Annotated in this window: 8 protein-coding genes; all 8 read right to left on the reverse strand. The window is 63.7% G+C overall.

The features are described from left to right. Positions 1-23: 23 nt before the first annotated feature. Positions 24-2,909 (reverse strand): ATP-binding protein, encoded by a 2,886-nt coding sequence (locus tag BJP62_RS02455; protein WP_083300654.1) that lies wholly within the window; start codon positions 2,907-2,909, stop codon positions 24-26. An 86-nt stretch (positions 2,910-2,995) separates the two neighbouring features. Further along, on the reverse strand, positions 2,996-4,210 hold the full coding sequence (locus BJP62_RS02460; protein WP_070526135.1) for an EAL domain-containing protein: 1,215 nt from the start codon (positions 4,208-4,210) through the stop codon (positions 2,996-2,998). Between the two features lie 213 nt (positions 4,211-4,423). Then, the gene (locus BJP62_RS02465) at positions 4,424-5,140 is read right to left on the reverse strand and encodes a molecular chaperone (RefSeq protein WP_205700946.1); all 717 of its coding nucleotides are present in this window, start codon (positions 5,138-5,140) and stop codon (positions 4,424-4,426) included. A 31-nt stretch (positions 5,141-5,171) separates the two neighbouring features. Then, on the reverse strand, positions 5,172-6,548 hold the full coding sequence (locus tag BJP62_RS02470) for a fimbrial protein (RefSeq protein WP_205700947.1): 1,377 nt from the start codon (positions 6,546-6,548) through the stop codon (positions 5,172-5,174). A 5-nt stretch (positions 6,549-6,553) separates the two neighbouring features. Beyond that, positions 6,554-9,199 (reverse strand): fimbria/pilus outer membrane usher protein, encoded by a 2,646-nt coding sequence (locus BJP62_RS02475; protein WP_083300656.1) that lies wholly within the window; start codon positions 9,197-9,199, stop codon positions 6,554-6,556. A 67-nt stretch (positions 9,200-9,266) separates the two neighbouring features. Next, positions 9,267-10,028: a molecular chaperone gene (locus tag BJP62_RS02480; RefSeq protein ID WP_070526141.1), complete on the reverse strand. Its 762-nt coding sequence runs from the start codon at positions 10,026-10,028 to the stop codon at positions 9,267-9,269. Between the two features lie 72 nt (positions 10,029-10,100). Beyond that, the gene (locus BJP62_RS02485) at positions 10,101-10,631 is read right to left on the reverse strand and encodes a fimbrial protein (protein WP_070526143.1); all 531 of its coding nucleotides are present in this window, start codon (positions 10,629-10,631) and stop codon (positions 10,101-10,103) included. Between the two features lie 422 nt (positions 10,632-11,053). Next, positions 11,054-13,639, reverse strand: a complete 2,586-nt coding sequence (acnB, locus tag BJP62_RS02490; RefSeq protein WP_070526145.1) for a bifunctional aconitate hydratase 2/2-methylisocitrate dehydratase — start codon at positions 13,637-13,639, stop codon at positions 11,054-11,056. Positions 13,640-13,804: the final 165 nt, after the last annotated feature.

Here is a 13,804-nt window from a genome sequence, read left to right on the forward strand (position 1 = left end):
GCTGGGCCACTATGTATATCGCATTAAACTATAAGCGTTCTCTGATCCGGTAGGCCAGCCAACCGCCAGAACCGCCGGAGTGTCTGGCTCAAGCTGCTCAGGGACACGGGCTTGGCCAGATGGGCGTCCATCCCCGCCGCCAGGCAACGCGCCGCCTCCTCCGGCTGTGCATTCGCCGTCACCCCGACGATCGGGACGCCGATGCCGTCCACACGCAATTGCCGCGCCAGCGCGTAGCCGTCCAGATTCGGCATGTTCACGTCGGTCAGCATCACGTCGTAGCGCTCGCCCCGGCGCCAGCGCTGCAGCGCCTCGCGGCCGTCGGCCACCAGCGTGACCGTGCAGCCGAGCTGTTCGAGCTGGTCGCTCATCACCAGCTGGTTGATCGGGTGGTCTTCCACCACCAGCACGTGCAGCCCGCGGTGCGCCGCCGGCTCGCCCCCGGCTGCCGCCGCGGCAGGATGCAACCCCTGGCCGCCGGCCAGCCGCAGCGCGTCCAGCAGCCCCTGCTGGCACAGCCCGCTCACGTGCCAGCCGTCGTCGTGCCACTCGGGAGCCGGTGCGCCCTCGGGCGTCAGCCGGACCACATGGGCAAAGCCTTGCACCAGCCCGGCGTCCGCCGGCCCGGCGACCAGCAGGATGTCGTCCGGACCGATGGCCGCGGTTGCGCTGAACGGCTGCGCCTGACCGCCGGCATGCCGGATCTGGGCAAGCAGGTTCTCGCGCCAATCGCTCGCGCCGGCCTGCACGTGCACCAGCGCCACGCCGGCCAGGCTGGCCGGTTGCGGCCGCTCGGTGATCGCCAGCGGCAAGCGCACGGTGAAGCTGCTGCCCAGCCCGGTTTCGCTCACCAGTTCGATCCCGCCGCCCATCAGCGCGACGAGCTTGCGACAGATCGACAGCCCCAGCCCGGTCCCGCCGAAGCGCCGTGCCGTCGAATCGTCGGCCTGGGTGAAGGGCTCGAACAGTCGGGCCTGGTCGGCCTTGCCGATGCCGATGCCCGAGTCCGTGACCTGCAGGTCGAGCGCGAACCGGCCGGGCTCGACCTCGCGGCCGTTCAGGCGGATGACGATCTTGCCGCTGTCGGTGAACTTGACCGCGTTGCCGACCAGATTGCTCAGCACCTGCTGCAGCCGGTGGCGGTCGCCGAGCAGCACCGGCACGTCCGGCTGCAGGCAGCAGTACAGATCGACGCCTTTCTGCCGCGCCAGCGGCGCGAAGTTCCGCGCCACCCCCTCGGCCAGTTCGATCGCGTTGAACGGCGCCAACGCCAGACTCAGCTGGTCGGCCTCGATCTTGGAGAAGTCGAGGATGTCGTTGATGATCTGCAGCAGGTTGCCAGACGACTGCTGCACCGTGCCCAGATAGCCATGCTGCTGCGGTGACAGCGCGGTCTTGCCCAGCAGCTCGAGCGTGCCCAGCACGCCATAGAGCGGCGTGCGGATCTCGTGGCTCATCATCGCCAGGAAGGCCGACTTGGCCTTGTTGGCGCTGTCGGCCGCATCCCTGGCGGCGGCCAGTGCCAGCTCGACGTTCTTGCGGTCGCTGTCGTCGGTGAAAACGCAGAACAGCACCGGCTGATCGTTGTACTGCAAATCGATCAGCGAGAAATGAATGTGCCTAGTTGCTTCATCATCCGCAGCCAAGACGCTCACATCACCATGAAACGGCCTGTTCATCCCCACAACGGGAAGATTCAGGAAATACGCATGCAGCCCCTGCCACACTCCGCCGACATCCAGCCCCAGCGCCAGCAACGACTTGGCCTGCTCATTGCAGATCAGCAACTCGCCATTCGTGCGGCGCAGCACGCAGATGCCAACCGGTGCCAGCGCCAGCATTGCGCGATTGAATGCCTCCCGCTCCAGCAGCTGCGCCGCCTGATCCTCGGCCGGCAGAAGCACCGCGTATTTGACATGACGAACCGCGACACAGGCCGCCACGGCAGCAAGGGCAAACAGTCCCAGGCCGAACAGTACCGGATGCCGGATTTGCCACAGGACGTCGATATAGCTCGCATAAAATACAACCTGGCGCTGCCCGTCACCCAACTCCTTTTTCAGGCAGATCATGAATATTGGCATGCCGAAATCCAAAAATCCGTCTTCAGTCTGTCGAAGCTTTTGCAGGAATTCGGCGTTGTTCTGATGGCGCCAACGGGTCTCTGCCTTTCCCCTGAGCACTTCGCCATGTTGATCCATGACCAGATACTTGATATTCAGATCCGGAACGGTGCCAATTTCCCTCGTGATCGATTTCTCGATCTGCTTTTTCGGCAAAACCAGCCCCAGCCATGCATGAGGCATGATACTCGATGCCAACGGCTCGAACAGATAGGTTCTTTCCTGCTCGCCTTCGCCGACACGCAAGATTCTTGTTTCCGACTCGCTCGCCTGATTCATGTCGACATCTCGCACTGCCTGAAGCAAGCGGCCAAGATAAATATCGCCATCAACGGAGGACTGAAACACGTACTCGGCCGTTCCTGTCTGCGTATTCAGATAGACCAGGTCCATCTCCGACAAACGAAGCGAACGCCGCATCTTGACCGAGAGGTGGAGCACGCCTTGCCGTCCGTCCAGAGCGCTGCCCGGCTTGAAGCGGAATACCTTTTTGCCCTCGCCTTCGACCGGCGGATCGCCATACCCGGAGAAGTCTACGGCCTTGATGATGCCGGCGAGATCAGACTCGCTGTTCTCGTAATAGTCACGGGCATGGATATAGCTGTTGTTGAATACCTTTCTGTAAGCGGATATTTCACTCACCAGCGAAGCATAACAATACATCGTAATGGCACCCAGCACGCCGAGAACGAATGCTATTGCCAGGCAACAAATCAGCCTGTACGCGAATTTTGGATGCAGAATCCAATTATTCAGCGCACGAAAGGAAGGAATGATTTTTGTCATGACGCAAAATTAGTCGTCATGATTAACCTGGAAAATAAGAGGATTCTGATAGGCTGGAAAAGTGGAATGGCATTATTCCACTTGGGTCAAACCTGGCCGAGCAGCAACCTCTCGAATGCCGGCTCCGTCAGCGGCTTGCTGAACAGATAGCCCTGCACCGTGCTGCAGCCCAGATGCCGCAGCAGCGCGAGATCCCGCGGGTCTTCGATCCCTTCGGCAACGACCTTGATATCCAGACGCCGGGCCAGTGCGATACTGCTCTCCAGCGCGGCCTGCGCGGCGATGTCCTTGTGTGCGCCATGCACGAAGGCGCGATCAAGCTTGATTTCATCGAACGGAACCGACATCAGGTGGAACAGCGATGAATAGCCGGTGCCGTAGTCGTCGATCGACAATTTGAAGCCATTGAGCTTGAGCCGCGCGGCGCCGGCAAGGTAATCGCTGAACTGATCGGCCACGGTCGTTTCAGTCAATTCCAGCATCAATGCACCGGGATCGGCGCCGCAACGCTCGACGATGTTGAGCAGACGCTCCGGCAGCGACTCCTCCGCAAGCAGGCAGACCGGCAAATTGAACGAAATGGCCAGCCTGCGCCCCGCCTTCGCCCATTTCACCTGTGCCCTGAGCGCTTTTTCCAGCAGGATGGAATTCAGGTGGTTGATCCAGTTCGATTCGATCACCGTATCCAGAAAGATGGACGGCGGCAAAACACCGCGTTGCGGGTGATGCCAGCGGGCGAGCACTTCCACCCCGACGACTCTTGCCGTCGCGATATCGTGCTGCGGCTGGTACCACGGGAAAAACTGCTTGCGGATCAAGCCTTCGAGTACTTCAACGGCAGCGGCTGCCATCGGGCTGTCGGCCGCGGGCCAATGCTCCGCCGCGACACCCGACGATTCGAACTGCCGTATCGCGCCCTTGATCTGGTCGATCACCATCGGCTTGGCCAGCGCAGTAAATCGCTCGAAACCCAGTGATTTGGCCAGACGCTCGACCAGGTGCAGCAACGATGCCGGCTGCGAGGACAGAATGATCAGATCGGGCCGATCATGCAACTGCGCCAGGTGCTTGATGAAGACAATGCCATCCATTCCGGGCATTGCCAAATCACAGACCACCATGTCGTAGCGCTTCTGTTTCAGCTTCTCCAGCGCCTCGAGGCCGTTCGCGGCGCAATCGACCTGGCAGCTCATTTCAAACCGCAATTGCTGCGCCATGTATTCCTGCTGGAATACATGATCCTCCACAAGCAGGACCGTTCGCGATACGGCTTGCACATGCCCGGCTGTGTTGAAATTCATGCTTGCTGCCCTATCGAATATCTGCCGCACCACCTTGGTGCCATATCACTGACTTGCGCCGCTTGTCAGTGCGCCCGGCCAATCAGGCGCCGCCTGCCTCGCCACAGGCCTGCTGCCAGCATACGCGCCGGCAATGTCCCGGCGATTGAGATTGATCTCAAAAATGGCGGTGCATCGTGACCACCGGTGCAATCGCCCTGAGGCCAATGGCTGTTACTCCGGCGCCGAATGCAAGGCTATTTCGTTGCCGTCATCATCGATGATGGCGTAATCGACCGATCGCACGCCCTCAATCCCGTCATCGACCGCGACCTTCATTGCCGAAAATGGCGCGATCATGCCACCGGCAAGCTGCTGCTCGCCGCCCCCGCCGGAGATTTTCAGGCGGCTGAGGGTGACGAAATAGGGTGTCGGGTTTTCGATGTTCAAGGCATGTTCACCCTGCCCTTGCATGGAAAACCGGAGCCGGTCGAGCCGCGCGTCGACCGGTACGGCCAGCTTCGGTCTGAAAAACACCTTCAGCTGCAAGCGGATCGCCACGGTCAGCGACGACGCCCCCGGCGGCAGCTTCGCGTCGCGCGGCGGCACCGCGTAGACGTTCAGCCAGTAGAGCGACTCGCGGTCCCGCGGCTGGGCAGCGCCTGCGGTATTCAGCAAGCGCAGGTTCTTCTTCTCGCCCGGCTCGAGCCGGAAGATTGCCGGCAGCGGCATGACCGGTGCTTCGGCGGTTTCAGGCGTGCCTTCCGGCTTGCCATCGTCGATCCAGACCTGCACCAGAATCGGGTAGGACTCGCTGTTGGCCAGCAGCAGCGACTGCTCGCGGGCGCCGGCCGCAAACACCACGCGCGACGACTCGACGATGACCCCGGCCTGCACCGCAGCCGGCATGCCGACGACGACCGATACCAGCAAGACGCACAGCCAGCGCACTGCCCTCATTTGCACCTCCTTCACCCTCCCGCTACTGCACCTGGATGATCACCTGCGCCTGGCCGCTGAACCGGCCCACGGTCGCAGTCTTGCCCGGCAGCGCCATGAATTTGGCGTTCAGCGTCTTGGTATATGACGTGACGCCACTCACCACCGCGCCTGCTGTCGCATCGTCGAGCACCGGGTACCAGCCTGCCGCATTGCCGCCGCCCAGCGTACCCAAGGTGCTCAACAGCTTCAGCGGTGTGCCGCTGGTGCGCGAGATCTGTACCCCCACGCCGGTGGCGACGGTCGGGTCGCTGCCGTAGCCGTCGGACAGCAGGTAGCTCACGCCCGAACCGGCGGTCCCTACCCCGGCGGCCACGGCGGCAGCGGCATTGGCCGGGTTGACCAGCAAGCCCATCGCGGTCTGGTTCGTCGCGATGCCGCTGGCGAAGGCCGTCAGGCCGGTATTGGCCGGCGCCCCGGTCTGGCAGTCGAACTTGATCGAGACCGGTACCTGGCGCGAACCGCCGCTGTTCATTTCGGCCGCGGTGATCACCGGGAAGGTGACCGTCGGCGTCACGCTGGTCACGCCGCAGGTGGCCGAGCGCCGCACCGTCAGGCGGTTGTACAGGTTGATTGCCCCGGGCCAGTCGCCGTACCAGCCGTGATAGACGTAGCGCGAGTCCGCGCCGACCGTCAGCCCCGACGACATCCCGCCCCCCTTGAAGGCGACGTAGGCGGCGGGTTGCGAGTAGCCGTACATGCCGCTGCCGGTCCACGCGGCCGAATTGTTCATCCGCAGCAGCTCGACCTTGTAGCCGGCAAAATTCTTCGCCTTGACCAGAATCCATCCCTTCGAATCGACGTCCAGCCCGGTCAGCTGCCGGGCCTTCCAGTAGCGCGAGTAATACTCGCCGGTAATCGTGTTGGTCACGCGGATCAGCATGCCCTTCGCATAGGTCCGGTAGGCTCCCGGCATGCCGGCCGATGCGCCATCCTCGTACATCCCGCCCCAGTCGTTGTCACCGTTGGTGGCGTAGTACTCGTAGAGCTGGCCTGCCTCGCTGGCCGTGCAGCGGTACAGCACCTGCTCCGGCTTGTACGGTTGTTCCAGGCCAGAACGGAGAAAATCGGTGGTGCCGCTCGCCAGCAGCGTGCCGTCGGGCTGGAAGGTCGAACTGTTGATGTTGACCAGCGCCGGCAGCCCGCCACTCGTACCGGAGGTATCGGTTGCACCGCTCCACACACCGGTCGTGCCGTAGGCCGGATCAACGTAGTAGGCCGAGTTCACATCGGTGACACCACCCGGCGCATAGCTGATCCGGTAGCAGGTCGCCCACGCCGACGCGGATGAAAGCACGGCGATAGCCAGCAGCAGCCCCCCGCGCTTCATGGTGGAAATGGTCGTTTGCATCTTCGTCATGGCATTCATCCTTCCTTGCGTGCAGCACTGGCCGTAGCCGGCACCGGCAAGCAGACCGCGTCCAGTCGGAACAACGGGTTCTTCGTAGCCTTCGCCTGACCGCTCAAATCGAACGGCAGCTTGCATTGTTCGCCGTTGCCGTCGCCCCACTTGACCAGCAACTCGCCCTTGTCGCCCGCGGCTCGGGCATAGATCTGGCTGCCCTGGCCAACGAGGCCGATCACCGCGCCCTTGGCATCGAGTACGCTGGCGCCCAGCGGCAGGCCGTCGCCGCTCGCCTGGTGCGACCTGATCAGCAGTGCGCTGCCTTCCAGCGTCCTGAACTTGAGCCTGACCGCGGCACCGGCGTACGGTGCGGTGCGCCGGGTGCCCTCGGTCAGTTCGGCATCGCCGCTCATGCCCTTGCTGTCCAGCGCGACATCGTTGTAGCGGTAGGGCACCAGCGACGGGACGAGCGCGTAGCCGAAGCGGTCGACTTCCGCCCCCATTCCGCCGATCACGCGCGCGCCCTCGGCGCCCTTGGCCTCGACCAGGGCAAAGGTGTCGTTGACGTAAGGACCGAAAGTCACGCCGCCCGCATGCGCGACGACCGCACCACGGGCGCTGGCGCCCCACTGCGAGTAGCCCTGGCCCTTCGAGTAGCTGCCGCCGACCGTGGCAACCGGCAGGCGCTGCTGAACGCTCGCACCGCCGCTGACGCCGTTGCCGGCGGTGTCGTAGGCCGCATTGACGGCGTAGCTAAAGTCCTGCGTCTCGCCGGCCGTTCCAGCCAGCGTCGTCTGCAGCGTGGTCTCGCCCTGGCTGCCGCCCTGCCGGCTCACGCTGCCCGACAACACCGGCGACGTTGCGCCCGGCCCCAGCGGCAAGGACAGCGAGAACATCACCATGTTCTGGTTGGCACCGCACGACTGGGCCGTCCCGGGCGACGGCATCGCGCCGCCTTCCGGTCCGATGCCGTTCAGCGAAGCCATGCATTGCCGCGACAGCGACAGGTTGTAGCTGACGCTCTTGTACGCCTTGGAATAGGTCAGCTGGTACTGGGTATCGCGGCCGCGGCCATCCCAGTAGTCGCTGCTGGAGAACGACAGGTAGAGCTGCCCGTAGCTCGCCAGGCTCTGCGCCATCGTCGCGGTGAACTGGCTGCGCTGGCGGTAGGTCTTCGATTGCCAGTCGGCATTGCTGCCCAGGCTGCTGACGGCGAGCACGTCGGCCAGTTCGCGGTAGCCGTCGGTCGAATAACGGTAGCCGGCCAGCGAGAACGTCGTTCCCCACGGCGCGATGGCGTGGCTGTAGTTCGCCGACAGTTGCCAGCCCTGCTGCCGGCCGTCGACCGGATCATCGGAACTGGAGTAGATCGCGTTGACGCCGAACGCACCGAGTTTGGTTGCCAGCACCCCGCCCAGCGTCGCCGACAGGTAGTGGTCGGACACGCGGATGCCGCCATTCGCGGTCAGCGCATTGGTCAGCCCGCGCTGATAGGTGGCATCGCCGAAGTAGGCGTCGCTGCCCTCGATCCCTCGCACGCGGCCGGCCGACACGTTCCACTGCGAACGGCCGGGCCGGACCGATTCGGGCAGCGCATTGAACGGCACGGTATAGGTCGAGATGCGCCCGTCCGCCTCTTCAACCGCGACGTCGAGATCACCGCTGAGGCTGGTCGGGTACAGGTCGTCGATCGCGAACGGCCCCGGCGCCACGGTCGTCTGGTAGATCAGCGCCCCGCCCTGGCGGACCGATACCTTGGCGTTGGTCGTCGCGATGCCGCGCACCGTCGGCGCGTAACCGCGCAGCGAATCGGGCACCATGCGCTCGTCGGTGGCCAGCTGCACGCCGCGAAAGCTCAGGCTGCTGAAAAAGTTGCCGGGCGTATAGCTGTCGCCGACCTTCAGTTCGCTCTGCCAGGCGGGAATGGCGCGCTGGACGTAGGTCTGCTGCGCATCCCAGTTGCCCTTGCGTTTGCCGCCGCTCACCGTGCCGTTGTAGCTGGACTGCTGCCGGAAGCGCCAGGCGCCCAGATTCACCCCGCTGTTGAGGTTCAGGTAGAGCGAATCGCTCGACAGGCCGGCGGCGTCGGAGCGGTAGTAGTTCGTGTCGTAGTTGACGAAGACCATCGTTTCGCCAGCGTTCAGGTCGTCCCGCGCAACCGCGCCCCGGGCAACGCGCTTCATCGACGCCTGCGGTACCCACAGGTCCAGCCGCAGCCGCCCCTGATCGAAACGGCTGGCCGCACCGGCCACCAGATCGCCAAGCGGCGCACATTCGCCGGCCGCGGCCGCAATCTTGTCCGGCAACACGCCACCGGCCAGCAGCAGATCGCTGCTCAGGCACGGCCGCACCTCGCCCTGCCGGTCGGCGCGGAATTCGATCGTCTTTCTGGAAAGAAAACCCTCGTTGATATAGACATCGACCTGGTATTCGCCCGGATTGACCGCGTTGGCCTTGTTGAAACGGGCAATCGTGCCGGGCGAAACCGATTTGCCGACAAGCAGGCTCTCGTCGAACTGGTACTCGGATTCACCCGCCAATGGCGGCACGCCGTCGGCCATCGCAGAGCCGGCGCAAAACACCACCATCAGCGCCTGCACCAGCGGTTTGACGGGCAGGACATCAACTGCGGAATGCGGAGTTCGATTCGGAATGCCGCGCTTCATGAAAAACCTCTTCGGGGAAGAAAAACAGGTCGGCCGGAACCGGTGCTTCAATACACAACCCGGCCCGCTATTGCTCTCCCGCCTGCCGAAGTCCTTCGATATCCACCACCGCCTCGGCAGCAACGATCGCGCCGTAATCATTGATCAGCGTGTACTTGATTTTCATCGGCCCTTTCATTTTCGCGGCACGATCGCCAACCTCCCAATTGACGGCCGATTTGGGCGCGACCATCTCCGCGTTCAATGCCAGTTCTTCGGTGCCGGCAACGAGCCTGGCGCTCGCCAGCGAGGCGAAATAGCCGGAATTGTTCTTTACCCTGATAGCCCGGCCCTTGTTTCCGTCCTGCACCAGCGAAAAGGCCAGTTGCTTGCTCACGTCATCCGAACGACCTTCAATGCCGGACGGCCGATAGAAGAGCTTCAAACGGTTCCGCAGGATGACGGTCATGTGATTCTGTTGCGACTTGAGCGCGTCTTTCGGCGGCACCTGAACAATATTCAGGTAAAAGACCGATTCCCGATCCCGGGGCAGGTCCTTGCCGGTATAAATCAGCCGGACCACCTGCCCCGACCTGGGCTCGATGCGGAACAGCGCCGGCAGCGCAACGAAGGGCGCATCGGCCGTTTCAGGCGTCGAAGCGGCATCGCCCGAGTCGACCCACACCTGAACGATGCTGGGAATCGGGTCGTCGTTGTTCAGCTGGATCGTCCGCTCGGTCGCATCCCCCGGATAAACCACCCGGGTATTGATCATCGTGACACTGGCCGCGGCAGGCACAAAGATGCCCAGACACCACAGCAGTGCGGCAATAATGGCTGACTGGATCATATTCACGACTCCGCAATGGCTGCACCAATGAAAACCGGCCGCCAGATTCGCGGCCGGCCCATTGGAAACGACTTACTGGTAGGACACTGCGTACTGGACGCTGCCGAGCACCGAACCGGCGGTGGCCGCGCCTTCGGCGTAATAGCGGACGGCGAAATCATGCGATGCCGAAGTGGCACCTGCCGCCAGCACCAGACCCGCTGCGCCGGTCTGACCGGTCAGATCCAGCGGCGTGGCCGGCGTGGCCGGGTCGACCAGCTCCAGGCTGACATTGGTGGCCGAACCGGTATTGCCAAGACGATTGCCCGTATTCAGGTTGTTGCCGACAAAAACGGTCTTGACCGACAATGCCGAAGCCGGCGCGGTGCAACCGGTCAGGCCGACGGTAAACGGCGTCTGGCCGGCAGTGCTGCCCGAAGCGGCCAATTGGCTCGCCGGCACGGTCGGCAACAGCACCATCGGCGTCGTTGCATTGCCGTTGATGGTGACGGAGCAAGTCTGGTCAGCCACTTCCCCCTGGAAATTGATCGTATTGGCACTGGCGGCAAACGTCAGCGCGGGAATAATCGACAGCGCGGCGGCGGCAAAAGCGAATTTTTTCATGATGACTCCTGAAAGCATCAAAACAACGTCAAAGAAAGGAGGGAATTGACCACCTCACACTGAAGCAAACCTCAATTCATTCCCGATTCGAATGCCGGAAAGTGAACCAAGCTTCTGATTCGGAAGATACCGAAGCACGAAACACCCGCACTTCAGACGAATCTCAAAGTGGCCCGGCGCGGAAACCCGCCCCATGGCTCGCCGCACGCCAAGCCGTCCGCAGCCGTGCGCTACACACCGGCCTGCATGGCGCGACGGATCGAAGGTGGTCGGGCTGGCGCGGCCGCCGGCCGTGGCCATCGGCGCTCTTGCCGTAGCCGCGCCGCCCGACAACGGCCCCGCCGGCGACAGTGCACGCTGAAAAACAAACAGCCCGCCGATTGGCGGGCTGTTTTCAGGTCAGGCTGACCGGAATCGTACGATCAAACCGTCGCTTTTGCGGCTTCGGCCTGGTAGCTGTCGATCTGGTTGAAGTTGAGGTAGCGGTAGACCTCGGCACCCTTCTCGTTGATCACGCCGATGTCGGCCATGTATTCGGCCACGGTCGGAATGCGGCCGAGACGCGATGCGATCGCGGCAAGTTCGGCCGACGAGAGGAACACGTTGGTGTTCTTGCCCAGACGGTTCGGGAAGTTGCGGGTCGAGGTCGACACCACGGTTGCGCCTTCACGCACCTGCGCCTGGTTGCCCATGCACAGCGAGCAGCCCGGCATTTCGGTACGCGCGCCGGCGGTGCCGAAAGTGCCGTAATAGCCTTCCTCGGTCAGCTGCTGCGCGTCCATCTTGGTCGGCGGCGCAATCCACAGCTTGACCGGGATGTCGCGCTTGCCTTCCAGCAGCTTGCCGGCGGCACGGAAGTGGCCGATGTTGGTCATGCACGAACCGATGAACACTTCGTCGATCTTGGTGCCGGCCACTTCGGACAGTACCTTCACGTCGTCCGGGTCGTTCGGGCAGGCGAGGATCGGCTCCTTGACATCGGCGAGGTCGATCTCGATCACGGCGGCGTATTCGGCGTCGGCATCCGGCTCGATCAGGTTCGGGTTGGCCAGCCATGCTTCCATGCCCTTGACGCGGCGGGCCAGCGTTTTGGCATCGCCGTAACCGTCGGCGATCATCGACTTCAGCAGCACGATGTTCGAGTTCAGGTACTCGATGATCGGCTCCTTGTTCAGGCGCACCGAGCAACCGGCAGCCGAACGCTCTGCCGACGCATCGGTCAGCTCGAACGCCTGCTCGACCTTCAGGTCCGGCAGACCTTCGATTTCGAGGATGCGGCCCGAGAAGATGTTCTTCTTGCCGGCCTTGGCCACGGTCAGCAGGCCTGCCTTGATCGCGTACAGCGGGATCGCGTTGACGAGGTCGCGCAGGGTGATGCCCGGCTGCAGTTCGCCCTTGAAGCGCACCAGCACCGATTCCGGCATGTCCAGCGGCATCACGCCGGTGGCGGCGCCGAAGGCAACGAGGCCCGAGCCGGCCGGGAACGAGATGCCGATCGGGAAACGGGTGTGCGAGTCACCGCCGGTGCCGACGGTATCCGGCAGCAGCATGCGGTTCAGCCAGCTGTGGATCACGCCGTCGCCCGGACGCAGCGACACGCCGCCACGGTTGCGGATGAACTCCGGCAGTTCGTGGTGGGTCTTGACGTCGACCGGCTTCGGATAGGCCGCGGTGTGGCAGAACGACTGCATCACGAGGTCGGCCGAGAAGCCGAGGCAAGCCAGGTCCTTCAGCTCGTCGCGGGTCATCGGGCCGGTGGTGTCCTGCGAGCCGACCGAGGTCATGCGCGGTTCGCAATAGGTGCCCGGGCGCACGCCCTGGCCTTCCGGCAGGCCGACAGCACGGCCGACCATCTTCTGCGCCTGGGTGAAGCCCTTGGTCGATTCGGCCGGTGCCTGCGGCAGGCGGAACAGCGTCGAGGCCGGCAGGCCGAGCGACTCGCGCGCCTTGGCGGTCAGGCCGCGGCCGATGATCAGGTTGATCCGGCCGCCGGCGCGCACTTCGTCGAACAGCACGTCGGACTTGACCTTGAACTCGGATACGGTTTCGCCGCCCTTGAGCACCTTGCCTTCGTACGGGCGCAGCTCGATCACGTCGCCCATGTTCAGCTGGGTCACGTCGACTTCGATCGGCAGCGCGCCCGAGTCTTCCTGCGTGTTGAAGAAGATCGGCGCGATCTTGCCGCCAAGGCAGTAGCCGCCGAAGCGCTTGTTCGGCACGAACGGGATGTCTTCGCCGGTCCACCACAGCACCGAGTTGGTCGCCGACTTGCGGCTCGAACCGGTACCGACCACGTCGCCGACGTAGGCAACGGCGTGGCCCTTGGCGGCCAGTTCCTGCAGGAAGGCGATCGGGCCGCGCTTGCCGTCTTCTTCCGGCGTGATGCCGTCGCGGGTGTTCTTGAGCATCGCCAGCGCGTGCAGCGGGATGTCCGGGCGCGACCACGCGTCCGGGGCCGGCGACAGGTCGTCGGTATTGGTTTCGCCGGTGACCTTGAACACGGTCAGCGTCACGGCTTGCGGCACTTCCGGACGGCTGGTGAACCACTCGGCGTCGGCCCAGCTCTGGATCACGGCCTTGGCATTGGCGTTGCCGCCGTCGGCCAGTTCCTTCACGTCGTGGAAGTAGTCGAACATCAACAGCGTTTTCTTCAGCCCCTCGGCCGCGACGGTGCCGACTTCGGTGTCGCCGAGCAGGTCGATCATCGGCTTGATGTTGAAGCCGCCGAGCATGGTGCCCAGCAGTTCGACCGCCTTGGCGCGGCTGATCAGCTTACAGGTGTCCTTTCCCTGCGCCACGGCGGCGAGGAAGGCGGCCTTGACCTTGGCGGCATCGTCAACGCCCGGCGGCACGCGGTTGGTGATCAGGTCGAGCAGGAACTCTTCCTCGCCTGCCGGCGGATTCTGCAGCAGCGCGACGAGGTCGGCGACCTGCTGGGCGGTGAGTGCGAGCGGCGGAATGCCAAGGGCGGCGCGCTCTGCAACGTGCTGGCGATAGGCTTCAAGCATGGGGGTGACCTTTGCGGTTGCGTTGTGTACGGCGGACTCGCGTCCGTATCGACTCCATTGATGGCCGCGCATGCGGACCATCGCGGCCCGCGTCAGTACCGAACGCAAACCGGGGATTTGGCTGCGAGCGTAACGCGATCACGACGGCAAAACAAACGAGTAATC

The sequence above is a fragment of the Jeongeupia sp. USM3 genome, from assembly GCF_001808185.1.
Lineage (GTDB): Bacteria > Pseudomonadota > Gammaproteobacteria > Burkholderiales > Chitinibacteraceae > Jeongeupia.